Here is a 1166-nt window from a genome sequence, read left to right on the forward strand (position 1 = left end):
GATGAGAAAATGACTTACTTCATTGGCGTTACTCTTGGGAGGATGATTTGAATAAGGTTATTTTATAATGATAAGACAATCTGTCAAGCTTGTACTAAAGCTTCTAAAAGTTATTTAACATAATGGCGATTATACGAAATTTAGCGATTAGAAACCATTTATTACATCAAAAGTAATGAAAATGTAAAGATAATGCCTTATATTGTCTTTACATTATTGGTTTTTAGAGGAATTAACCATGTCCGCAGTCAATTTTAATATGCGTTTAGAAGAAGACTTGAGGGATAATGCAAATCATATTTTTGAAGAATATGGTTTAACAATGCCACAAGCATTTAAACTTTTTTTAAATCAGGTGGTGAAAACAAGAACTGTTCCATTAGCTTTTGACTATGCGAAAGAACCAACTCTGACCCCAACAGCAGTAGCAAAGTTGCTTCAATCTCTTAAAGAGATTGAAAATGGGGAGTACACCGAGTACGAAACAGTAGAAGAAGCAATCAAAGCCATGTCGGATGAAGCTCATGGCTAAACGAAAGATCATCGTAACCAACTCATTTAAACGAAATATTAAAAGACGTTACTTAGATTTAGTTACGGCTGAATGGGCTGAGGTACTGGACTGTTTAGTTGCTAATAGTCCATTGCCTGAAAAATACCTAGATCACCCATTAAAAGGTGGTGCTGAGTTTAAGAATTGTCGAGATTGTCACGTTAAACCTGATTTAGTCTTGATTTACAGGCTCGTAGGGGATGACATTTTAGAGTTACACCAGTTAGATAGCCATTCAGAGATTTTTGGCTAATTTTAGCTCGATGCTTTGAAATATGGCTTTAGCCATGTTTCAAAGCATCGAGCTACTTTACGCTAGTTGCACGATAAGAAAGTTTGAAAAGAAGCTAAGCATTGCATGGCCTTCAAAGAGTTCAATATGAGAATAAAAAATTTAGCTCAAATTTTTATAATTATTACATTGCTTACTGGTTGTATAGCGAAGTCCCAACCCGTATCTAACTCCATAGAGTCAGTAAAACCTATCATTTTTATTAAACATGCTAATTCTGGTTCAAGAGTAACCATTACTGGTGGGAAATTGCATGTAGATCCTTATGGTTGTATTCGGCTTGGTAGTGATACCGGTTCATTTATTATTTGGGCTAATAAT

2 protein-coding genes and 1 pseudogene are annotated in these 1166 nt (G+C 34.8%); all 3 read left to right on the forward strand.

Annotation, left to right across the window (positions count from 1 at the left end; translation table 11 throughout):
- Positions 1-238 precede the first annotated feature (238 nt).
- Positions 239-532, forward strand: a complete 294-nt coding sequence (locus FTT75_RS15665) for a type II toxin-antitoxin system RelB/DinJ family antitoxin (RefSeq protein WP_159124548.1) — start codon at positions 239-241, stop codon at positions 530-532.
- Entirely contained in the window at positions 525-806 is a 282-nt protein-coding gene (locus FTT75_RS15670) for a type II toxin-antitoxin system YafQ family toxin (RefSeq protein ID WP_159124547.1), read from the forward strand. The genes FTT75_RS15665 and FTT75_RS15670 overlap by 8 nt, the downstream gene beginning before the upstream one ends.
- Before the next feature lie 126 nt (positions 807-932).
- Positions 933-1166: pseudogene (locus tag FTT75_RS15750) on the forward strand (hypothetical protein); the annotation flags it as partial.

It is taken from the genome of Acinetobacter sp. YH01008 (genome assembly GCF_013420435.1).
In the GTDB taxonomy this organism is placed as follows: domain Bacteria; phylum Pseudomonadota; class Gammaproteobacteria; order Pseudomonadales; family Moraxellaceae; genus Acinetobacter; species Acinetobacter pseudolwoffii.

Coding starts and splice junctions, on each gene's coding strand:
- FTT75_RS15665 (WP_159124548.1), top strand. CDS start 239: ATGTCCGCAGTCAATTTTAATATGCGTTTAGAAGAAGACTTGAGGGAT.
- FTT75_RS15670 (WP_159124547.1), top strand. CDS start 525: ATGGCTAAACGAAAGATCATCGTAACCAACTCATTTAAACGAAATATT.